General features: G+C 47.1%; 18 protein-coding genes. 9 read left to right on the forward strand and 9 right to left on the reverse strand.

The features are described from left to right. Positions 1-557 precede the first annotated feature (557 nt). Positions 558-1,517 (reverse strand): pyridoxamine 5'-phosphate oxidase family protein, encoded by a 960-nt coding sequence (locus KO518_RS12030; protein ID WP_216026063.1) that lies wholly within the window; start codon positions 1,515-1,517, stop codon positions 558-560. Between the two features lie 92 nt (positions 1,518-1,609). After that, positions 1,610-2,260, reverse strand: a complete 651-nt coding sequence (locus KO518_RS12035) for a glutathione S-transferase family protein (RefSeq protein ID WP_216026064.1) — start codon at positions 2,258-2,260, stop codon at positions 1,610-1,612. Positions 2,261-2,400: 140 nt separating this feature from the next. On the opposite strand from KO518_RS12035, the gene KO518_RS12040 reads away from it, so the two are divergent. Then, positions 2,401-3,306 carry a LysR family transcriptional regulator gene (locus KO518_RS12040; protein WP_371742315.1) on the forward strand — a complete coding sequence of 302 codons (906 nt, stop codon included), beginning with the start codon at positions 2,401-2,403 and terminating at the stop codon, positions 3,304-3,306. Here the strand turns inward: KO518_RS12040 and KO518_RS12045 are convergent. Continuing rightward, complete coding sequence (locus KO518_RS12045; protein ID WP_216026065.1) at positions 3,300-3,740, reverse strand: nuclear transport factor 2 family protein; 441 nt, start codon at positions 3,738-3,740, stop codon at positions 3,300-3,302. The two genes, KO518_RS12040 and KO518_RS12045, sit on opposite strands and share 7 nt — an antisense overlap. Positions 3,741-3,836: 96 nt before the next feature. On the opposite strand from KO518_RS12045, the gene KO518_RS12050 reads away from it, so the two are divergent. Next, positions 3,837-4,487, forward strand: a complete 651-nt coding sequence (locus KO518_RS12050; RefSeq protein ID WP_216026066.1) for a sulfotransferase family 2 domain-containing protein — start codon at positions 3,837-3,839, stop codon at positions 4,485-4,487. A gap of 3 nt (positions 4,488-4,490) precedes the next feature. On the opposite strand, the gene nadK is transcribed toward KO518_RS12050, so the two are convergent. From nadK to KO518_RS12075, 5 genes are all read right to left on the reverse strand, one after another. Beyond that, entirely contained in the window at positions 4,491-5,366 is an 876-nt protein-coding gene (gene nadK / locus KO518_RS12055; protein WP_216026067.1) for an NAD(+) kinase, read from the reverse strand. A 70-nt stretch (positions 5,367-5,436) separates the two neighbouring features. Beyond that, positions 5,437-6,201 carry a 3-hydroxybutyrate dehydrogenase gene (locus tag KO518_RS12060; protein ID WP_216026068.1) on the reverse strand — a complete coding sequence of 255 codons (765 nt, stop codon included), beginning with the start codon at positions 6,199-6,201 and terminating at the stop codon, positions 5,437-5,439. Positions 6,202-6,209: 8 nt separating this feature from the next. Further along, on the reverse strand, positions 6,210-7,205 hold the full coding sequence (locus KO518_RS12065; protein ID WP_216026069.1) for a PHB depolymerase family esterase: 996 nt from the start codon (positions 7,203-7,205) through the stop codon (positions 6,210-6,212). A 9-nt stretch (positions 7,206-7,214) separates the two neighbouring features. Then, positions 7,215-8,393 (reverse strand): homoserine O-acetyltransferase, encoded by a 1,179-nt coding sequence (locus tag KO518_RS12070; RefSeq protein ID WP_216026070.1) that lies wholly within the window; start codon positions 8,391-8,393, stop codon positions 7,215-7,217. Between the two features lie 7 nt (positions 8,394-8,400). After that, complete coding sequence (locus KO518_RS12075; protein ID WP_216026071.1) at positions 8,401-9,696, reverse strand: GntP family permease; 1,296 nt, start codon at positions 9,694-9,696, stop codon at positions 8,401-8,403. A 184-nt stretch (positions 9,697-9,880) separates the two neighbouring features. On the opposite strand from KO518_RS12075, the gene KO518_RS12080 reads away from it, so the two are divergent. The 3 genes from KO518_RS12080 (at position 9,881) to KO518_RS12090 (ending at position 14,446) form a co-directional block, all read left to right on the forward strand. Then, positions 9,881-12,199 carry a TonB-dependent receptor gene (locus tag KO518_RS12080; protein ID WP_216026072.1) on the forward strand — a complete coding sequence of 773 codons (2,319 nt, stop codon included), beginning with the start codon at positions 9,881-9,883 and terminating at the stop codon, positions 12,197-12,199. 119 nt (positions 12,200-12,318) lie between these two features. Beyond that, entirely contained in the window at positions 12,319-12,960 is a 642-nt protein-coding gene (locus tag KO518_RS12085; protein WP_216026073.1) for a response regulator transcription factor, read from the forward strand. 337 nt (positions 12,961-13,297) lie between these two features. Next, positions 13,298-14,446, forward strand: a complete 1,149-nt coding sequence (locus KO518_RS12090) for a sialidase family protein (protein WP_216026074.1) — start codon at positions 13,298-13,300, stop codon at positions 14,444-14,446. A 324-nt stretch (positions 14,447-14,770) separates the two neighbouring features. Here KO518_RS12090 and KO518_RS12095 read toward each other — a convergent pair whose 3' ends face one another. Beyond that, a complete protein-coding gene (locus KO518_RS12095; RefSeq protein ID WP_216026890.1) occupies positions 14,771-18,151 on the reverse strand; it encodes a PAS-domain containing protein in 3,381 nt (1,126 codons plus the stop codon). Positions 18,152-18,385: 234 nt separating this feature from the next. On the opposite strand from KO518_RS12095, the gene grpE reads away from it, so the two are divergent. The 4 genes from grpE (at position 18,386) to KO518_RS12115 (ending at position 22,837) form a co-directional block, all read left to right on the forward strand. Continuing rightward, a complete protein-coding gene (gene grpE, locus KO518_RS12100; RefSeq protein ID WP_216026075.1) occupies positions 18,386-19,012 on the forward strand; it encodes a nucleotide exchange factor GrpE in 627 nt (208 codons plus the stop codon). A 110-nt stretch (positions 19,013-19,122) separates the two neighbouring features. Further along, positions 19,123-21,045, forward strand: coding sequence for a molecular chaperone DnaK (dnaK, locus tag KO518_RS12105; protein WP_216026076.1), 1,923 nt, complete (start codon positions 19,123-19,125; stop codon positions 21,043-21,045). 182 nt (positions 21,046-21,227) lie between these two features. Further along, positions 21,228-22,358, forward strand: a complete 1,131-nt coding sequence (dnaJ, locus tag KO518_RS12110; protein ID WP_216026077.1) for a molecular chaperone DnaJ — start codon at positions 21,228-21,230, stop codon at positions 22,356-22,358. A gap of 278 nt (positions 22,359-22,636) precedes the next feature. Then, on the forward strand, positions 22,637-22,837 hold the full coding sequence (locus KO518_RS12115; RefSeq protein WP_216026078.1) for a hypothetical protein: 201 nt from the start codon (positions 22,637-22,639) through the stop codon (positions 22,835-22,837). The last annotated feature ends 15 nt before the right edge of the window (positions 22,838-22,852 follow it).

Consider the following 22,852-nt stretch of genomic DNA (forward strand, 5'->3'; position numbering starts at 1 on the left):
GACCTTTAAAAATCACATGACAACTGTGTTTTACTGCCAGTGGTCAAAAATAATTGTTGTTATAAGTCCTAGTAGTGAAGACTAATTAAACAAAGAAATTGGCAAATATCAAGAATAATTTACTGTAATTTATTGTAAATTTAACAATAAAATATTACTGATGGGTGAGTTTTTAGCTAGCGTGGAAATAGTTATTTGTTTATTATTAATTAATAATAGTGGTTTTTTTTTAAGGTTTTACGGGGGGGAGCTATATATTCTTCTTTTTTTCTAGTAGCCAACAACTATTCATTTTTCTATTTTTTTATTCCCTTATTTTTTGTTCTTGGAATATTTATTTCGTGATGTTTAAAGTCTATGTTCATGTTTATGTCACCGCTGCACAGTACAGCCATTACACTACAACTTTCTGATGTGGGGCCGCTTTAAGTGGGCATAGAGTTGCTGTTGGTGATGGCGAAATTGTTGCTTGCCAGTAACTTTGAAAGTGAACTGGGTAGAAATGGCTATATCCCGATTGAATTTTAAACCGTGGATTAGCCTAATACGCATGGGCTTTATACGTGAGGCGATATTTCTGTTACCTCGAAGCGAAGGGGAAAATACCCCTGAACATAGGTGATTTGCTGTATTTCAACAGCGATAAGCCGTTCTGCTTGAGGGTTTTCAGGTATTGCTTGCGCGTCCCACTCTATTGTCGCTGCGCCTTGAATGAACAGGAGAGTGCCAGAATTATCATCAATAAAACAAAGACCTACTCGTGGATCTAGGGTAATGTTTCCCAGTGTGTTGAAAAAGTTATTACCGCTATAATCGGGGATCAGCAGAGTCTTCCCCTGTATCCGGACGAAGCCTGGTTGACCTCCGCGGTGAGAAACATCAATACCTTGTCTGCTGTCAGTGCCCATATGGCTGTGCCTGGAAGCTATATAAAAGGTATTTGCCCTGGAAATGGTTATTTTGGCTTCCGTGGTTAGTTGGTCACTACGTGCAACTTTCCCACTTGGCAACCCATTATCAGTCTTCTGAATTGATGTGATCCGTTTGTGAATATACTTCGGGCAGTTTCCAAAACTCTGGTCGACGGCAACGTCAAGCTTATTATTGGCGACGTGCAAGATCGTGCCATTGACCCGGTTGCGTCGCCGTGTACTGAGTTCCACTCCAACAATACCTATTTTACTGCCAGTGTGAATGTCGAGGTGCAAATGCCGGTATAACAACGTCATATTCGCGGTTGCCAAGGAAAATTGCAGTCGGGTAGGAGACGGCGACTGTATCATCTCATCGTGACTCCAAATGGGTACGGCCACGGGATGACCCGTATGATCCAGTAAGCCTAGCAGGGTAAAAGGGCCAGACTCAAAAAAAGCGCGATGCTGTGCTGGCATCCAAGGGCGAATAAAACCTTTAGTGCGCTCAGCTACGATGCTGGCAATACCCAGTTTCTGCTGTATGAGTTTTTCTCCTCGATGGAAAGCGACGCTGGCTTTGTGTAAAGAGTCGAACGTGGACATTTCAGTATTCTCCAAAGGCGAAGTGGCGGCTTATAGGGCGCCCTGCATCTAACAGGCTGTCGATTACCTGAAGGGCGCGGGCGCCCTACGGCTTATAGTCTCACTGCCGGGAGCACAGTGGCGGGCATGGCGATGAATCTGTCTTCTCTTTCGATATTGCCTAACCAGTTTTGAATATGGGGATAGCTCGCAAGGGAAATACCTCCTTCGGGGGCATGGGCGATATAACTGTACATAGCAATATCAGCGGCGGTTAAACGGTTGGCTACCAGATAGGTTGATGATTGTTGAGAAAGGTGCTTCTCCATCGTGTTGAGCAATGCAGCTGAGGTTGCCAGCACGGCTTCAACATTAATTTCGGCGCCAAACACGCACTCTAAGCGAGCGGCTGCTGGCCCCTTGGCTAATTCGCCTGCGGCCACAGAAAACCAGCGTTGGATAAAGGCTTTTTCCGCTGGGTTCCGGCCAAGCCAAAGTGATGGCTCTGGAGAATAGGTTTCAGCCAGGTAAACAACAATAGCATTAGAATCAGAAATTATAAGGCTCCCATCTTCAATAACGGGAATTTGCCCAAATCCGTTAAGCGTTAGAAACGGAGCTAGTTTATGTTCTCCTGCCATGAGATCAGGTTCACGGGTAGTAAAAGGGAGCGCAAGTAAATGCATAAACAGCAATACTTTATGACAATGCCCGGATTTGGGGTGATGATACAGGGTGATGGGGGTATCAGGAAATGTTGCCATGGAGTGTCTCCTTCAATGGGTAAGTTGCGTGTTGGTGCTGTGTTTACTTTTTACCCTTACACTTTAATTCTTTACCAATTATAAATAATTGTTGTATTTTGAAAGTTACTATTTCTTTTTGTGAAATAATTGAGGTGTTGGTGGATAAATTGCACGCCATGAAGGTGTTTGTAACCGTACAAGAGCAAGGTAGTTTTGCTGGGGCTGCTGAGCTGTTGTCGTTGTCTGCTCCGGCTGTTACCCGTGCTGTTGCGTATTTAGAATCGTCGTTAAATACCCGCTTGTTCCACCGTACGACACGACGGATCCGCTTAACAGAAGCAGGGGTAAAGTACTTTTCTGATACGAAGCGAATATTAGCTGATATTGATGCCGCCGACGCACAGGTTGCTGGCATTCATATCCGGCCCTCCGGGCCATTAAACATAACTGCTCCTATCATCTTTGGTGAGCGGTATATCACGCCCATTATCACCCGTTTTCTGACAGACTTTCCCGATGTTTCTGTGAATGGCTTTATGTACGATCGTATTGTTGATCTTATCGACCACAATATTGATATCGCGGTTCGCATTGGTAAACCCAAAGACTCCAGTTTGTATGGGGTTACGGTGGGCTATGTTGGCCGCGTCACCTGTGCATCACCTGATTATCTGTCTGTTTCTCCGGCCATTGATGAGCCAGAGGCGCTAAAGCAACATAGCATCATTTACCCAACGGCGTTCAAAGAACCTGCAGTGTGGACGTATTATCACAATAATAAACCCCGCACGATTCAACTTAAACCGAGGTATCAGTGTAATCAAAATTTAAGCGCTATAAATGCGGCGAAACTCGGGTTTGGAATAACACGGTGTATGTCATATCAGGTGGCAGACGAACTGGCTTCCGGTGAGCTGGTAAGTGTGCTGACGGCCTTTGAAGACAAACAATTGCCCATTCAGGCCGTCAGTCTTGAAGGGCGTCGAAACCAAGAAAAAGTGAAGCAGTTTATCCGCTACATCAGGCAAGGGTTATCACAATATCCATTCCTCGCTGGTCAGTGATCCATGGGCATTGTGGTTGCCTGCCAGTTAACTGCTTGCCAACGGTTGTCACGCCATATAAAGACGCCGCTGTTTAAATATTTACTGATCACTTGGTTTTCAGGCGATACGGCTACAAGTGTAAAATTGAGAACGGCTACCTGCTGGAGCAGGCGAATGTCAATGTTATTGGCGTGATAACGAGTGTCGACCTCCTGTGGGGATAATTTGCCCGTTTCGTTAACGCTCTTCATTAGTTGATGTTTCCCAAAGCGGGTGCCGTTGGAGCTGGTGTAAACGAGTTCATCGGCCCAGAAGGCATCGTGTATGGCTGGGTCATTTACGCCGGCACCTTCAAGAAATGTATGCAGCTGTTCAGAGAGCTGAACACTCGGATTCTGAGCCCAAGCGCCAGGGGCAATCAATAAAATAAGCAATAATGAGATTTTGAACATGTGTTTTCCTGTCACGTTAGTATTCTTCTTCTCTGTGTATCAGAATACTGCTACATTTTCATTAGTTAGTTTGCCCGTGCCAGTAGAGGAATTCATTTGCTGTTGTCTCATCGTCATCAATTTTTGTTTGTAAACATTGCTAAAACCGGGAGCGTGTGTGTTCGCAAAGCCCTTTCATCCTCTCGATGGGGCTGGAAATATGGGGTAACTCAATTAACAGTTAACAAACTCAGCCGTTTAACCGGATACAAAATGGGCTATAGCTTTTTGCCGCAAAGTACTATTGCTGATGCTCAGAACGTGTTGCCGCCAGATTATTTTGACAACCTGTACAAGTTTGCCTTTGTGCGAAATCCGTGGGATTTACAGGTGAGTTGGTTTCATCAGTTTAAGCGCGAAAAGCCTGAGTTCATGGAAGACTATGACAGTTTTAAAGACTTTATGAAATGGAAGTTAAACCCCAAAAGAAACGCACAGCCGCTTATCGATTCATCACTGCAATTACAGACAGACTTCCTTGTTGATGGAGAGGGCAGACTACGGGTAGACAGAGTGGGCAAATACGAAAACATTCAAAATGATTTTGATGGTATTTGTGAGCATTTGGGGCTAAAAAAAGTTGTCTTGCCCTATAAGCGGAAAGAGACCAACAGAAAAAACTACCGCGACTACTATTCCGATGAACTGGCTGCACAGGTAGGAGCGTATTTTAAAAGGGATATAGAGATGCTGGGATACGAGTTTTGACGGTTAGTAAAGCCGGCTTCCCCAACTCAATTTATTGCGCAGTACATTGAAATAACTATAACCCTTAGGGTGCACCAAGCGCAGTGTGTCTTGTGTTTTATGGATACGGATCTCATCACCTGGCAGCACGGGTAGCACAATGTGGCTGTCACAGCTAATTTGTAAACTATCGCTGTTCACCTTAGATACACGCATAGAAATAGTGCTTTTTGAGTCTACGACGATGGGTCTGCTGCTCAGCGTGTGAGGGAACATGGGCACCAGTGTTAAGGCATCGAGGTGAGGCACAACAATAGGGCCACCGGCAGACAAGGAATATGCAGTGGAACCAGTAGGCGTTGACACAATCAAGCCATCTGAGCGCTGGCTAAACACGAACTGGCCATCAATGTATACTTCAAACTCCATCATATGAGCGACTTTGCCGTGGTGCAATACCACCTCGTTCATGGCGGCGTTACTGCTTTTCAGTTTCTCATGGCGATAAACACACACTTCCAGCAAGAACCGCTCTTCTACAAAGCTCTCGTTGGCAAACAGAAGGTTGAGTTGTTCTTCAATTTGGTCGGGGTGAATGTCGGTGAGAAAACCAAGGTTGCCGCGGTTGACGCCGACCACGTGAATATCAAAACGGGAAAGTACTCGTGCTGCACCTAACATGCTGCCATCGCCACCAATAACCACGGCTAAATCGGCTTCTTTACCAATGGTGACTAGGTTTGCGGCCTGATAATTCCCCCTGTCCATCTCCTCTATGATGGATTCTTCCACCAGAATACGGCAGCCTCGCTTTTCGAGATAAAGCGCCAGTTGATTCAAGCTATCTTGGGTACCTGTGTGGTCAGGCTTGCCAATTAAACCGACAGTTTTGTATGTCATAAAGGGGGCTAACGTCCGATTACAAAAGCTTTTTCGGACATTAGCACAGCTGATGTGAAAAAGAAAAGTGCTATCGGGCTACCCAGCCGCCATCGAGCACCATCGTTTGACCTGTGATATTGCGGGCGTGTTCACTGATAAGAAACTGTGCGGTTGCCCCCAATTCTTCCACTGAAATGAACGCCTTTTTGGGCATGGGTTGCAACATGATCTCATTGACCACCTGTTCTTCGGTGAGATTGTTTTCCTTGGCCTGAGCAGCAATTTGTTTTTCCACCAAAGGCGTTTTCACATATGCGGGACAAAGCGTGTTTATGGTCACATTGCAGTCGCCTGTTTCAAGTGCAACCGTTTTGGCGAATCCAAGCAAACCGTGTTTAGCGGCCACATATGCACTTTTAAAAGGCGAGGCAACCAGTGAGTGAATAGATCCTATGTTAATGATGCGGCCGAAGTTTCGGCTGCGCATATCAGGTAGAAAGGTCTGGGTTAATAAAGCAGGACCAACCAACATGATATTGATAAGTTGCTGCCATTTTTCAGCTGGGAAATCTTCTATTCTGGCAACGTGTTGAACACCGGCATTGTTTACCAATACGTCTACTTTGGTTCCTCCCAGGCGAGAGGGAAGCGCTGCGACTTGTTCGGCATTGCATACATCCACGTCTACAGCCTGAGCACTGTAGCCTGCATCTGTTAGTTGCTGTGCTGCAGATTTTGCAGCCGTGGGATTAATATCGGCCACCACAATGTGATGACCGTCTTTGGCGAGGTATTCGGCTATGCCATATCCGATACCGCTTGCACCGCCAGTTACAAATACGTTTAAAGACATAAAAAGTCCTATTTTGATGATAGTCCAAGAACGATGTTTCTAATGGCTTTGAGCTGCTTGCCATCGCGGGTGGCGTAGTCGTCACCAGTATACCCCCACCAGTCCCAACACCCCTGAGGATTCAACGGCATAAATAAAGACTTGCGGGTTTGCGGATACACCACAACCAGGTGGTTAGTGTCTGCCCAGTTGTTGATGCCAGTTTGCTCGACATAGGCTTTGCCTACTGCGTCGGCGTACTGGTTACAACCGTGGAAGCTAACATGAACATCACAAGGTTCTCCTTCTTTGCAGGTTTTTGGTACGTATGCATAGCCTTTTTCTGCCATTGTGTTGGCATCACTGCCTGCCAACGCCCGTTGATCAAAGGTTATAACGCTGCCCGTGGGGGTGTCTGTTCGATCGTTTAGCTCCGGTAAGAGAAAGTTTAGCATTGCACCGGCGGCATCGTAATCGCACCGGCCAATGTAGGGCGATTCAGATGTCATACAGACGTTGCCATTCGCCAACGTGGGAAAGAGGTGGGCAACGGGTTTGTCATCCACGTATTTAATTTGTTCGCCTTTGATAAGTGATCGGTATTGTTGGGTGAGCGCATCGCTCACTGCTGCACTGACCCGGGTATCGCGGGTGCCGTGAAACAGCCATACTTTGTCGCTGGCTAAATTCGACAGGGGGGCAATTTTATTCTCTTTTTCCCATCGCTTGAGTTGTGCGGTCAGGGCTGCGACATCAAGGGCGGGCTCCACGTTATCGACGCATTGCTCTAGGGCAGTGCCAATGTCACCTTGAGCACAATAATATGGCCCGGCAGCCAATATTCCCGCGCCTTTTACCCAGTCACTGTAGGCCAGGTGAAACTGATTGGCCATATAGCCCCCAGAGGACAAGCCAGAGACAGTTATACTGTCAGTTTTCAAGTTGAGTTGCGATGATTGCGCGGTGGCAGATTGAGCTGCCACTAGGCTGGCGATGCCCACCGTCAATGGAAGTAGTATTTTCATGAAATCCTCTTATTCTTGTAGAAAAGCGCGTAACACGTCGGCTTTTTCCTGAATGTCCATTACGCCCTCGAGATGACCGAGTTGACCTTTTAAGGTTGAAATTTGTGTGTTTTTGCCTTGTTTTAGCAGTAACTCATGTGGCAGTTCCGCCATATAGGGCAATAGCAATAAGTCATTTTCGGCAGGTAGAAACAAGGTTTTGGCCTTGATTTTAGTCATTGCCTGTTCCAGATTGCCATTATGTCCGGCGATAAACAACTGACAAGCCCGCACCAAGTACAATAAATGATTCGCGTCCATTTCATCTGCCCGTTGCTTTGCGCGCTGGTAAAGCCAATCAACAATACTGTGCTTTGCCAAAATATCATGAAGTGGGGCGGATTCAATTGGCGAGTAATCCAATGCCTTACCTTGCAGGTTAAAAAATTCGGGAGTAAGTGCTTGTTGGGTAATGAGCATCAGTGATGCTGCCAGGCCTTCTACCGGGCCGTCATCGACAGTGTAGTTGCCCTGTTGCCACTTTGGGTCGAGTTTGATAGGCGTGGCCCATTGTTCCAGCGTTGCAGTCGTCCATGCGTCGCTTTGTCCAGCGGCGATAACTGCCACCATTCTGGATACCCAGTCAGGATAGGTTGCTGCCCAGTCCATCGCTTGCATTGATCCCATCGACGGGCCGATGACGGCGTAAAGAGACGAAATCCCCAGGCTTTGCAGCAATGCTTTTTGTACATTGACAAAATCGCGAATGGTGACAACGGGAAAGCTCAACCCATATGGCCTTTGGGTTTGAGGATTGATCGATGCCGGGCCTGTTGTATGTACGTTGGGGTTGTGTACGCCCAGGTTTGCAAGGGAGTCGACACTAATGACGAAGAAGCGATTGGTATCAATAGCCTTACCCGGACCGATAATGGCATCCCAGTAGCCGTACTGTGTATCGTCCTCACGGTATTTTCCCGCTGCGTGGGAGTTGCCGGTGAAAAAATGGGTAATCAGTATTACGTTGTCCTTGTTTTCATTTAACGTGCCGTAACTTTCCCAGCCCACCGTGACTTGAGGTAGTGTTTGACCCCCAAACGTTGAGAAATTTGAGGTTGTAAACGTCTGTTTTTTTGTTAGTAAGGTTTGCGCACTGACCTGTGTTGCGATAAATAGCAGGATAAATATAAGTGTGTTAATAACCTTCATAGTGTCCTCAGAAAATACTAAACAGTGTAATAGCCATTGCCAGGCCGATAAGGGGAACAACAACGGTTAACGCTGCCATGGCAGGATACGCGGCCTGATGGGTTTCGCGACAGATGGCGCGAATAGTGGTAACAACATAGCCATTGTGAGGCAATGAATCCAGTGCGCCGGACGAAATAGAAACAATGCGGTGGAGCTGCTCCGGCTCTACACCTTGATCCATGTAGTGGGGAGCGACCAATGGTAAAACAATAGCCTGTCCGCCAGATGCAGACCCAGTCAGGCCGGCAATCACACTTACCGCAATGGCGGCGCCAATGAGTTCATTACCCGGTATGTGAGTCATAATAACGACCGTTTGTTGAAACGCGTCCGTGTGTTTGGCAATGGATCCAAAACCCACCACGGCGGCGGTATTGCCAATGGCAACCAGGGCTCCTGTGGTACCAGCATTAATGGCTGCTGCTAAGTTGTGGAAATGGCGAAAGTTGATAACCATAAGGGTAAGTACGCCACCGGCTAACGCAACAATGAGTGCCAGCTGCGCCATTCTGTCGTGCAACAAAAATGACAGTATCAGTACCACAAACAGCGGCAATATGCCCGTGGCTGGGTGAGGGTAGTCTCGTTGTGAAATTTTGGGGTCTTCCGGTCGGGCGGCAAAGGTTTCACCGTTGGCCACTGCTTTGCCAATCATGCGTTTTAGCCACCAGTAACCGAACACGGCCATAAACACGGCAACCACCAGGCTGACTTCCCATGCTGCAAATGGCGAGGTGCCTAAATATTTAATTGGGATCCAGTTTTGGATTTCTGGTGAACCCGCAGATGTCATGGTAAAGGTGACAGAACCAAAAGCCAGTGTGGCAGGAATAAAGCGTCGGGGTAAGTTGGCATCCTTAAACAAGCTCAACGCCATGGGATAAACAGAAAACGCCACCACGAAAAGACTGACGCCACCATAGGTGAGAATAGCGCATGCCAGTACTACAGCTAGTACTGCGTGTTTAAACCCTAGTTTGTTGACAATCCAACGGGCGACAGAATCTGCTGCGCCAGTGTCTTCCATGAATTTTCCAAAGATGGCACCGAGTAAAAACATGAAAAACCAAGCGGCGATAAATCCAGAAAAACCACTCATGTAAAGTGTGACGAAATTTTCTTCGCCCTGAAATAACGGAATGCCACTGGTAAGCGCCACGACGACGGCACACAGCGGTGCGGCTATAAACAAATTCATACCGCGGATGGTGAGAACGATGAGGAGCGCAAGCCCACCCGTCAGTCCAATCATACTGATCATATTGGGTTCCTTAATAACAATCTGTGACCGCAGATGCTTCAGGAACTAAATAAATTGTGTCGTGAAATCACAAAGATGCCCATAGTACGATGGTACTACTTACTGAAACACAAATTTAACATAGAGTTTACACAGACCGCTGCTTCAGATTCAGAGTAAAAATATATAACAAGGGACACATCTCATGACTAAGCCACATTATCACTCACCTGTATTTTCTCGCTCGCTGTGCGCTGCAGCCGTGGCATTGGCGTGCATGAGCGCACCAAGCGCAGTTGCACAGGAGGATACGGAGCAAACTGCGGGTAAGCTGGAACGCATAGAAGTCACCGCACGTAAAACTGTGGAATCACTACAGGAAACCCCTGTCGCCATTACATCAGTGGGCGCCGCTGAACTGAACGAGAAAGGCATCAGTGTGCTCACAGAAATCCAACAATTTTCGCCAAACACCACCATGCAGACTAGCCGCGGAACGAACTCGACGTTAACAGCTTTTATTCGCGGTCTCGGGCAACAGGACCCATTGTGGGGCTATGAACCAGGTGTAGGAATTTACGTTGATGATGTTTATGTCGCGCGCCCACAGGGCGCAGTGCTGGATCTATTGGATGTTCAACGCATTGAGGTATTGCGGGGCCCCCAGGGTACCCTGTACGGCAAAAACACCATTGGTGGTGCAGTAAAATATGTCACCAAAGAAATGAGCGGGGAGCCACAATTTAACGCCGAAGCAACTGTGGGTAATTACGGCCGCCGCGACGTAAAACTCACCGGTCAGATGCCCATAATAGAAGATAAAGTGTACCTGGGAATGGGTTATGCCGATCTCAGTCGCGATGGTTACGGGGAGTTTTTGATAACTGCATTGGATGGCCAGGATAAAGAGAATTACAACAAAGATCTTTGGGCTGCCCGGGTAACGTTGGAAATCCATCCTAGTGACGACTTCTTTCTGCGCTTCGGCTGGGATAAAACCGAAGATGAATCCAACGCCAAAGGCGGCTATCGATTGCTGCCCAGTTTGCGTACCGATGCCCCTAAGCCCGACTCGGTGTTTGATTCCTATACCAGCATGCCAACAGACAATTATGTAGAGCTGGAAGGCTATAGTTGGTTGGCTCGGTACAACGTAACGGATAATTTAGAAGTGAAATATATTGGTTCACATAGAGAGAGCTATTCCGATACCAATATCGATTTCGACAACACGCAACTGGATATTTTTGATGTACCTGCGATTTACGATGATTCCAATGACACTCATGAATTACAAGTGAATTACGCAGGACAGCAATTCAGTGTGGTCAGCGGGTTATATTACTACGACGGTGAATCATGCGGCGTATTTGACGCGATTTTGGGCGTACTAGGGCGTGATTATGCTGCGTTAGGTATTTTTCCAGAAGGTACGACAGGTTTTTCCCGCGAAGTGTCGGGTTGTAATAACAGCGAAAGCTGGGCTGCTTATACGCAAGTTAACTATGATGTTACCGACAAGCTATCTATCTCTTTGGGAGCAAGATATACCGATGAAGAAAAGCAGGCCACAGTAAACAATGGTACAGTGCTTTACAACTTGTACCCGGAATCAGGTTGGATTGATGGCTTTACCCGCCCTGATGTCGTTATTCCGCAAGTGCTCGGCAGTGACAGTAACAGTGATGGCGTACTGGATGCCCCGGCGAAAGAAAGCTGGTCTCGTTTTACCCCACGTCTAGGTGCAGAATATCAGTATAGCGACGATACCATGTTCTTCGCCAGCTACGCACAAGGCTTTAAGTCGGGTACGTTCAACCCGCGGGCAACTATTAACGAGCCGGGTGTTGATCCGGAGGTGGTAGACTCCTTTGAACTGGGAGTGAAAAGTGACGTTACCAGTCAGTTTAGAGTAAATGCCACTTTATTTAGCTATGAACATAAAGACCGCCAATACATTGGTATTGAAGGTAACTCGGATGACCCAACTGCACTGCTTCAGCGCTTGCGCAATGCAGCAGAAACCGCAGCCAAAGGAATCGAAGTTGAAATGACGTATGTGGTGAATGCAGCGCTTAGCATTGACTTGGCCTACGGCTACATTGATTTTGAAATAAAAGAAAACAACGCCATTCCGCCGCTGATTGGGTTAGCCAGTACACCTGAAAATACCCTTAATATTGGCGCGAGTTATTTGTTGCAAACCGATATGGGCGATTTTGTGTTTAACGCAAACTATTATTACCGCGATGATTATCTGCTGTTTGAGACAAGTGACCTCATAGAACAGGATGCCTATGGCATGGTGAACGTAGGCGTGAGCTGGGAGAGCATGGAAGGCAGTTGGTATGGTGGTTTACATGTTAAAAACCTAACGGATGAAGAGTATTTGGTTGGTGGTTATGACTTTGTTACCCGTAATGAAGATGGCAGTTACGGCCCGGGTCTCGGTAATGATCAAACCTTGATAGGCTACTATGGCGACCCACGCACTGTTCAGTTAACAGTGGGTTATCGCTTCTGAATATGCTCGTAACACAACGGTGAAAAGGCGACTCTTGTCGCCTTTTGTCGTCATATAACTTGATTAGTTCTGCCACCTTGGTCAGAGTAGTAGTCGTCAGGAATTCATTGGGTTTTACTATGCAGGCAAATGTATTAATCGCCGACGATCACCCCCTGTTTAGGGCCGCGATGCGCCAAGCGCTTACCGATATAGTTGGCGAAAACATCGCTGAGGCCGCCAGTTTTCCCGAAGCCCGAAAGGCTTTGCGCATTGACGAAGCCATCGAATTAGTGTTTCTGGATATTCACATGCCGGGAAATGACGGCTTAACGGGCTTGAGTGAAATTCGCACGTCCTTTCCCAATGTGCTCGTGGTCATTGTGTCAGCGGAAGATTCACCTGTGCTTATCCGCAAAGCCATCGATTTAGGTGCCAGTGGCTACATCCCTAAATCAACACCGTTACCGGTCATTGCCGATGCGGTAACTCAGGTTCTTGACGGCGAGCAATGGTTACCCGATGGATTAGACGGGACATTAAGTCAATATCGCGATAGTTCGGAAGCCGAATTCGCCGAGCGCTTAGCACAATTGACCCCCCACCAGTTTACAGTGCTTAAAATGATGTCTGACGGCTTGCTAAACAAGCAAATTGCGTATGAGTTATCGATTTCAGAATCGACAGTGAAACAACACGTATCAGCGGTGCTGCGTAAACTCAATGTAATAAATCGTACTAAAGCCGGAGTACTCTTTCGCCAGTTGACCGGCGCAGACTAAACACTAGTCACGGTATTTTCTGTGATAAACAAAAATTTGTAACAGTTCCGTCGTTACGTGTTTGCCCGCATGCGCAGCTAGTGCGCAACAAGTTCCGATAACCCTCTGAATGGTTATCTTTTTTCCTGTGTCACTCGGGGCTTTTTTATACCCGCCTTCTACCTTTCCCTCTGATTACACAATGTTGCAATTTCATCAAAACATCATAACTAAATGTTTTAAATGGATTTATAGGACATTCCATTGGTTTTCTCTATAAAGGCGGGATTGATTTTTGTGCGTTAAGTTTTTACAACAAAATGGTTAATAATAATTCATATAAGTCAATGAGGTTTTTATGCGTGTTTTAGCCATTTGTCCATTCTTGAGCCTGCTAGTTTTGTCAGGATGCGGAGGAAGCAGCCATGACCACCCAGAAAATACCCCACCGTCTCCTGTGCCTCCCTATGAAGTCCATTTTGACCATCAGCCACTAAATGGAGAAACGTTTCATCGTTTAGTCGAGACACCAGAAGGACTTTACGCTGCCACCAGCGGTGGCGTTTACAAACAAAATGGGGATAGCTGGGAATTACTTTCCAGCAATACCTGGGATGTTTACGATATTGAGTATCTATCTGCTGGGCATCTTGTTGCATCGATATGTGACGCCCCTTCCCGTAGCGTGGACGCCACCTGCTATGCACTTGAAGACAGCCAATTCCATTTAATGGAATCCTTCGATTCCGGTCAAAATTGGCAAGAAATTACAACCAACTTTGGCACTGATGATATGGATGAGGAAAACTTTCAGAGCACCTTGCCAGAGGCTATTTACGCCTTTGCCTATAACGCTGCTGATGATGAACTCTATGCCATCGGTAAAGTGGTACTTGCCCGCTCCACAGATAAAGGAAAAACATGGCAGCGTTTACACGGTGATTGGGGCACTTTTGCCCAGGGGTTTAATGCCCTTATGTTTAATCAGGATGAATACAAACTTTGGTATGGCGGCCAGGGTAGTATCGAAAACTCCTTGTTATACAGCTATGATCTCAATACCAACACAGCTACACTTCATCCATCGATGACTGACTTTCTCTCTGAGCCCGGAGTGATATATTCCGTCCGCTACCACCCTATTCACCCAGAGATTATTTACGCATCCGGTGAGCCCGGCATCATTTTCTCTAACGATGGGGGCGAAAGCTGGGCGCCCTTGTATACCAATCACCAGAGTTTGTTTTATCACGACATGCTAGTTAACCCTTACTCGCCGCAACAGATCTTCACCGCGTCGTGGAAAAAGATCTTTACCGATCCCCAGCCTTTTATCCTTGAAATATCCGAAGACGGCGGCGAAAACTGGACACAAATAGCGTATCCAGAGGAGATTTTCGGCGGCGTAAGAAGTATCTATGCTGATTTTTATAACAGCGATACCCAAACGCTCATCTTTGGTTTGTATCGAGGGGGGGTGATGAAGGTTACCGTTACCACGAATTAACCCTGGTGGTTAAAGTCGGCTGGCTCATCGATTGACTGAAGGAACCGATAGCGAACTTCTCCTTCAACTTGGAAATGCCCCACGTAGGGTACCAATATCAACCCTCACTGGATTGCCGCCGTGATGAAGGAATGGGCCTGTTGAAAATGTTCGTTGATCCTGCCGACATTTATTTACACACGGATATTGTCGACTTCCGCAAATTGCGATTGTCCATTTCCCCATTAAAGACAGTCCTGATCCCACTTGTAAGGGTGGGGAGAAAATACGACGAGGTATTATACACTGTGCTTTATTAATACACTGGTCTTTGCTTAAATCTGACTAGCGGGTAGAGAGCAGCTTTTTCATCATGCGTTTTAGTGCCGCGGGCTTAATCGGTTTGGGAAGATACCTCAGTCCGGCCGCGGTGGCTTCGTCCCGCACCCCATCTTCGCGATTCGCCGTGTTTAGGATCCCAGGCACACTGCGGTGCCAATGGGCTTGTAAGGACAACGCTGCATCAGTGCCTTTGGCTCCATAGTCTAAATGGTAGTCGACTAACATAAAATCCGGCGGCGTAGCGCATAAATCCTGAGCCTGAGAAGCTGAAGTGGCACTTATGACAGTGGCTCCCCAATCTTGCAGTAACACAGTCATAGCCTGGGTGATCTGCATATCATTTTCCAACAACAACACTGTTTTTCCCGCCAGCCAGAGGGAAGATGTTGCCGGGCTTTGGTCGGGCCTGAAGTTAATGTACTTTTGTGACGCCCGAATAGCTCTGGGCGTACATACACTGAAAAGGGTGCCTTGGCCTACGACTGACTGCAAATTGATATCGTGGTTTAACAATTGACTAATGCGTTCAACAATTGTTAGCCCCAATCCCAAACCCTGGCTGGCGTCGTGCTGTTCTAGTTGGTGGAATTCGTTAAAAATAACGTCCTGTTGATGGGCCGGAATGCCCGGGCCGGTATCACATATACAAATGCGTACCTCGTCTGCCGAACGACGGCGCACGCCAACGAGTACTCCGCCCTTTTTGGTATAGCGTATGGCATTGGAAATGAGGTTCTGAATGATGCGACGCAATAACTTTTTATCAGAACGAACGACCACTGACGTGCGGGAATAGCGCAATGTGAGGTTGTTCTGTTTGGCGATAACAGTGAATTCATTCACCAAAGGGGAGAGAATATCATCCAGCGCAAATTCGCTGAATTGCGGCACCAGTACGCCGGATTCTAGTTTGGTCATGTCCAGTAAGGTAGATAGCAATGACTCCGCGCTATTGAGTGACGTGACTAATCCCTGCGAAAGCCCGGCCAGGTCAGAGTCAGTGGTTTTTTGTGACAACATTCCTGCAAATAAGGTGGCAGCGTTGAAAGGCTGCATGAGATCGTGGCCGGCCGCTGCAAGAAACTTTGTTTTACTTTCGTTGGCACGGTCAGCCTCCTGTTTGGCCAGTTCGAGTTGTTTGGTTCGACGGGCCACTCTGGCTTCAAGATCAGATTTTGCTGCCCGCAACTCGTCCTGAATTCGAATATATTCTGTAATATCGCTATACGTTGTAACATAGCCCCCATGGGGCAGGGGGCTGCCGTTGAGTTCGATCACTTTACCGTCAGTTTGAACGCGAATGTACTTGTAGGCGCTGCCGTCTTTCATGTAGGTTACCCGTTTGGTAATTTCGGCTTCTACGTCGTCTTTCATCCCCATTAAACCGCGCTCTGCATTGTATCTCAGTAGTGCCTGAATGGGTAACCCCACTTTTAAAAACCCCCGGGGGTAAGCGAAAAGCTCGTTGTATCGCTCATTCCAAGCAAGTAACGTTAGTGTTTGGTCGAGTACGCAGATCCCCTGCTGTATGTTTTGCACTGATGACTGCAAAATTTCATGGTTAAACTGAAATGTTTGAGATGCCTCTTCTACCAGATCGACAATGTGATCGAGGGCGCCGTGTTTGGTTTGTGCAATAGCAGATAACAAAATGCGGGCACTGGGCGTACCCACCTGAGCAGCAAGTAATTTTTCTGCCCGTAAAAGCAAGGCTGAACTGGCAAAGCCCTCTGTTTTCGTTGGCGAAGAAGACAACTGCATTTTTAGCGTCTGGTTTACATTTTTGTCGAGTACCCGTTCAGTAAGCGTAAGTAAGTCGACGATGCGGATGGCCATGTCCGGGGGGGTAAGTGACTGATTAAGATTGCCATCTTTCGCTGACGCATATTGTTCATGGGTACGATGAGTAAACCATGACACTGCGACGACAGTTAAGGTATTGATTACCAGACTGGTAATAAACCGTTTACCCAGTGCGAGTTCTGACGGCGTGACTTCAAAATAGTAGCTCGAGAGAATAGAGGGGTAGAGCAGCCATATACTCCAGCAAATAAAGCCGACAAAAATACCAGCTAATACGGCTATTTTAGTGGTTTTTTGCCAATACAAACTCAACAACATTGCGGGTAACAGCTGGCCGAGTAATGCGATGGCAATAACGCCACTGTTCACTAAGGGGGCAGATTGGCTGACGTTCACGTGATACCAGAATGCCACCGAGAGTACCACTAACACGGTTATGCGCCTGACAGCGAGTAAGGTAGAAGGCCGCATGGTGTTATGGGGGTCGTTTTTTAGCCTGATTTTTAGCCAGATAGGAGTGATGAGGTTATTCGAAATCATGATGCCAAGAGCCAGTGTAGCGACGATAATCATGCTGGTGGTAGCAGACAGACCTCCAATCAGAGCCGCGAGGGAGACAGCCAAATTGTCTGCAAACAGTGGTAGCGCTAATACAAAGGCATCGGTTTTTACTTCAGAGGTATCCAATAGTATGTGTCCTGCCAGGGCAATGGGCAGAATAAACACAGTCATGCCAATTAAATACAATGGGAATAACCAACGGGCCGTTGCCATTTCACCTTCACCGTTACATTCCACAAAGTTCATGTGAAATTGCCGCGGCAAAACAAATAGTGAGCAGACACCCAGCAGCACATGGCTGGCGTATACAAGAGGAGCACTTTGGGCGTACAGCAGTCCTTTCCCAATGGGATGACTGGCTGCACGGGCAATGAGATCAAACGGGCCGTCGAAGAGTTGGTAACACACGAATACCCCAACAATGAGCAAACCAGCCAGCTTTACTACAGACTCTACAGCAATGGTGAGCACGAGGCCCGGGTGTTTGTCGGTTAAATCTAATGTGCGAGTGCCAAATAAAATGGCAAACAAGGCCATAAGTGCAGCGACGTACAAGCCTACTGTATTTGTGCCTTGTTCTGCATCATAGGAAATCAAACGAATGCTGGCTGAAATGGCGTCTAACTGCAGCGCAATGTATGGAATAACACCGATAAAACACAATACCGTGACTGAAGCGGCCAAATAGTGAGATTGTCGAAAGCGCAAGGCAAAGAAATCGGCGAGAGACGTAACATTGTGCTTTTGACAGTAGCGAAATATTTTTATCAGCACCGGATACAAAAATGCCATGCCTAAAATAATGCCGGCATAGGTGGGAACCAGTGCCCATCCAAATTGAGACGCCTGGGTGGTGGTGCCGAAGAATGCCCATGAAGTACAGTGAATACCGAGCCCGAGGCTATATAGAACAGGATGTTGCTGGTTGTCGCGCAACCGCTTGTCGCCCCAAAACGCAATGAGGAACAGAAAAGCCAGGTAAACAACGGTGATGGCACCTACTGTCCATATGCTGAACATAGTCACATTATAATCTATACAAGCTGTTAACAAACTGTATCGCAATCTCTCAAACAATGAAATTGCAAAAAAATGCAGTTTAGCCACAAAAATTTCATGGATACCCTTGAAGGGGCAGTAAGTAACCCCATTAATAGCCCCACTGAACGCAATAATGCTGTTTGTACTTCGGGTAACCGAACACAGACAGTGAAGTAAAAATTCACCGCAGATGAGTATTGTTGGGAGGATAGCATGAGCGACAACCGCGACGTGCAGGATCAAAACCAGCCTGAAGAGGTTGAAGTAACACAGACAGACGCAGCGATTGAAGAAGCGGCGGATACAACAGAACAGGCGCAACCTGTTTCTGAGCACGAGCAAAAAGTATACGAACTGGAAAATGCGCTTGCTGATGCTCAGGCACAAATTAAAGAGCAGCAGGACAGTGTACTGCGAGCTCGTGCTGATATGGAAAATGCCCGTCGTCGCGCTGAGGCCGAAGTAGAAAAAGCCCGTAAGTTTGCCCTTGAGCGATTTGCCGGTGAATTACTTCCGGTGATTGATAATCTCGAGCGTGCCTTGCAGGCCGGTGATGGTGAGAATGAAGCGGTTAAGCCACTGCTTGAAGGTGTGGACATGACGTTGAAATCTTTTGTCAGCACAATTGAAAAATTTGGTTTAACGCCTATTGATCCTCAGGGAGAGGGTTTTAACCCTGAATTGCACCAAGCGATGTCCATGCAAGAGAGTGCGGATCACGAGCCAAATACTGTCATGGCGGTGATGCAAAAAGGATATCAGATTAATGGTCGTCTGCTTCGTCCAGCCATGGTTATGGTGTCTCGTGCACCGGACGGTGGCGTTGACACGCAGGCATAGCCTCGGGATAAACCAAAAACGACAGATTTTTTCTGGCGACTATTGAAATAGCGGGGGAATAACCCCACTAATATTGCAGAAATTAAAGATTCTTATTTTGGAGACACGTAATGGGTAAAATCATTGGTATCGACTTAGGTACAACGAATTCATGTGTCGCAGTTCTAGACGGCGACAAACCTCGCGTAATTGAAAACGCCGAAGGCGATCGCACAACTCCTTCTATTATCGCTTATACCAGTGATGGTGAAACGCTGGTAGGGCAGTCTGCGAAGCGTCAGGCTGTGACAAACCCCGAAAATACCTTATTCGCGATTAAGCGTCTTATTGGACGCCGCTTCGAAGATAAAGAAGTTCAGCGCGATATCGACATCATGCCTTACAAAATTGTTAAAGCTGACAATGGCGATGCGTGGGTTGAGTCTAAAGGCGATAAAATGGCGCCCCCTCAGATTTCAGCAGAAGTGCTGAAAAAAATGAAGAAGACTGCCGAAGATTTCTTAGGTGAAGAAGTAACTGGCGCGGTTATTACTGTTCCAGCGTACTTTAACGACTCTCAGCGTCAGGCCACCAAAGATGCAGGCCGTATTGCGGGTCTGGAAGTAAAGCGTATTATCAACGAGCCGACTGCCGCAGCTCTTGCCTACGGTATGGACAAGAAAAAAGGCGATAACGTTGTTGCGGTTTACGATTTAGGTGGTGGTACATTTGATATCTCTATTATCGAAATCGACGAAGTGGACGGCGAGCATACATTCGAAGTACTGGCCACCAATGGTGACACTCACTTAGGTGGTGAGGACTTCGATAACCGCGTCATTACTTATTTGGTTGATGAGTTTAAGAAAGACCAGGGTATTGACCTTCGCAAAGATCCTCTGGCTATGCAACGTCTGAAGGAAGCTGGCGAGAAAGCAAAAATTGAGTTGTCTTCATCACAGCAAACTGAAGTTAACTTGCCGTACATCACTGCTGATGGCTCAGGTCCGAAGCACCTGGCGATCAAATTGACACGTGCAAAACTGGAATCTCTGGTTGAAGACATGGTGAAAGATTCACTGAACCCTGTCAAACAAGCGTTGGCTGATGCTGACCTGTCAGTGTCTGACATCAACGATATTATTCTTGTTGGTGGTCAAACGCGTATGCCTTTGGTTCAAAAATACGTCACTGACTTCTTCGGCAAAGAGCCGCGCAAAGATGTTAACCCGGATGAGGCGGTAGCCGTGGGCGCTGCAATTCAAGGTGGCGTATTGTCGGGTGATGTGAAAGACGTATTGCTACTCGACGTAACACCTTTGTCTTTGGGTATTGAGACCATGGGGGGCGTTATGACGTCCCTGATTGAGAAGAACACCACAATTCCGACCAAGAAGTCGCAAACCTTCTCTACAGCAGAAGATAACCAGTCTGCGGTAACAGTACACGTGTTGCAAGGTGAGCGTAAGCAAGCTTCTGGAAATAAGTCGTTAGGTCAGTTCAACCTTGAAGGTATTCGTCCTGCGTCTCGTGGTACGCCGCAAATAGAAGTGACTTTCGATTTGGATGCTGACGGTATTCTGCATGTGTCTGCTAAAGATAAAGATACGGGTAAAGAGCAGAAGATCACCATTAAAGCCTCTTCTGGTCTGAGCGATGAAGAAATCGAAAAAATGGTAGCTGATGCAGAAGCGAATAAAGAGTCTGATGCCAAGTTCGAAGAACTGATCCAGGCCCGCAACCAGGCGGACGGCATGATTCACGCTACCCGTAAGCAGCTTGACGAAGTAGGTGATGCGTTAAGTGCCGATGATAAGGCGCCTATCGAAGCTGCTATATCTGCGCTGGAAACTGCAACGAAAGGCGAAGATAAAGCTGAAATTGAAGCGAAAACCCAAGAGCTAATTCAGGCGTCTTCTAAGCTGATGGAAGCTGCGCAGGCGCAAGCCGGAGCTGCAGCAGACGCTGGTGCGGAACAGCAAGCTTCTGGAAAGCAGGCTGACGACGATGTGGTTGACGCTGAATTTGAAGAAGTGAAAGACGACAAGAAATAAGCTGTAGTCAGTGTAACTCCGATGCCTGCATCGGAGTGCTGTACAGTCTGGGCGCAGCAGGACATTCTTGTTGCGCCTTTGTTGTGTAAAGACTGGTGAAATACCGGTGAAAATACAAAGTGTTTGATTTAAGTGTAATTTGAATCTGGCACTTGAAGTAACGAGTAGGAAAAGTAAGCGATATGTCGAAACGTGACTACTACGAAGTGTTGGGTGTTGAGAAAGGTGCTGGCGAACGCGAAATTAAAAAAGCGTATAAAAAGCTGGCGATGAAATATCACCCCGATCGCACGCAAGGCGATAAAGCACTGGAAGAAAAATTTAAGGAAATCCAGGAAGCCTATGAAGTCCTGACCGATTCGCAGAAGCGTGCTGCGTATGATCAGTACGGTCATGCAGGTGTGGATCCCAATCGTGGTGGTGCAGGCTTCGGCGGTGGCGCGGATTTTGGCGATATTTTTGGTGACGTTTTCGGCGATATATTCGGCGGCGGACGAGGTGGGCGACAGTCTCGTGCACGCCAGGGCGCAGATTTACGCTATAACCTTGAACTCTCTTTAGAAGAGGCTGTTCGCGGTAAAGATGTAGAAATTCGCGTGCCGACGCTGGTTGAATGTGACGTCTGTCACGGTTCGGGTGCGAAGAAAGGTACATCACCTAAAACCTGTCCTACCTGCCATGGAAATGGTCAGGTACAAATGCGTCAGGGCTTCTTTGCAGTGCAGCAAACATGCCCTACGTGCTCCGGTCGGGGAAAAATTATTGCCGATCCCTGTGATGCCTGTCACGGTCATGGCCGTAAAGAGAAGACCAAAACGTTGTCTGTGAAAGTGCCTGCTGGCGTTGACACAGGTGATCGTATCCGCTTGAGTGGTGAAGGTGAAGCTGGAGAGAATGGAGCACCAGCAGGAGATTTATACGTTCAGGTCCACGTACGTGAACACAAGATTTTCCAACGCGATGGCAACAACCTGTACTGTGAAGTACCGCTGAGTTTTACCACAGCAGCATTGGGCGGGGAACTACAAGTACCCACTCTCGATGGAAAGGTTAAACTGAAAGTCAGCCCAGAAACGCAGACAGGTCGTATGTTCCGCTTGCGAGGTAAAGGCGTAAAGTCCGTGCGCAGTGGGGTGACTGGCGATCTGATGTGCAAAGTGGTTGTAGAAACGCCGGTGAACTTATCGTCGAAGCAAAAAGAATTGCTTCAGGAGCTGGATGATTCCATGGGCGGTGACTCCGGCAAACACCGTCCGAAAGAAAAAGGTTTTTTTGACGGTGTGAAAAAATTCTTTGATGATTTGACCAATTAGTGTTGTTCGATTTAAAACCCTCCTGGCGGAGGGTTTTTATTTTTAGCCCTAAACCACCTATTTCAATAGGTAGATATCATTTTAATCTCTGATATATTAGAAAAAGTTCTCAGCTTGTTCGGGGCTAGCCCTGCCTCGGTAAATTGATGTGGTAATCAGCCTGAATATTTAATGAGCATTTGAGATGGAACCTGATTACTCATGATTTACCAAGGATTTGTACATGGTGACGTCGCCATCTACAATATTCCATCAGATTAGCAAAAAAGGAAGTGTTGATGTCACCGCAAATTGGCAACTTAATTAGCGTTGTTTTAGTTTGGGCCCTGGTAGCTTACATTTTTGTGTTTGGTTTTGCACAAATAAAATGGACAGGGTGGGAAGGTGGAGTGCCCTGGTTAGCAGGGGTTGTGTTCCTTTTTGGTGGTGCTGCTTTCACCTCTAAATCGCTGATGAGCAGAAGTATTCAGTATGACTAAAGCGGTGTGAAATTT

Source organism: Aestuariibacter sp. A3R04 (assembly GCF_018860805.1).
In the GTDB taxonomy this organism is placed as follows: domain Bacteria; phylum Pseudomonadota; class Gammaproteobacteria; order Enterobacterales; family Alteromonadaceae; genus Alteromonas.